Source organism: Micromonospora sp. DT44 (assembly GCF_049841635.1).
Lineage (GTDB): Bacteria > Actinomycetota > Actinomycetes > Mycobacteriales > Micromonosporaceae > Micromonospora.
This window is the reverse complement of the sequence record NZ_JBNCKS010000216.1, coordinates 1-232: the sequence shown is the minus strand read 5'-3', so window position 1 is coordinate 232 and position 232 is coordinate 1. Positions and strand designations below refer to the sequence as shown.

1 pseudogene is annotated in these 232 nt (G+C 65.5%); it reads left to right on the top strand.

What is annotated here, in order from left to right:
• Positions 1-232 (top strand): annotated as a pseudogene (locus tag ACLQ25_RS32925) (C39 family peptidase); the annotation flags it as partial.

Genomic DNA, 232 nt, shown 5'->3' with positions numbered 1-232 from the left:
CCGAGGCCGGCACCAACAGCATCAACGACATCACCCCGGTGCTGAACAAGGAGACCGGTAAGCCCGACGCCTACCACTCCGTGGAGATCAGCAAGCCCGACGCCGACGCCACCCAGACCGACAAGTTGCGTGCCGACATCGTCAAGACCGTTGATGACGGTCGGGCCGTGGTCGCGAACATCGCCGGCACCAGCGTCGACACCGACGGCAACACCCACTCCTTCGAGGGCGG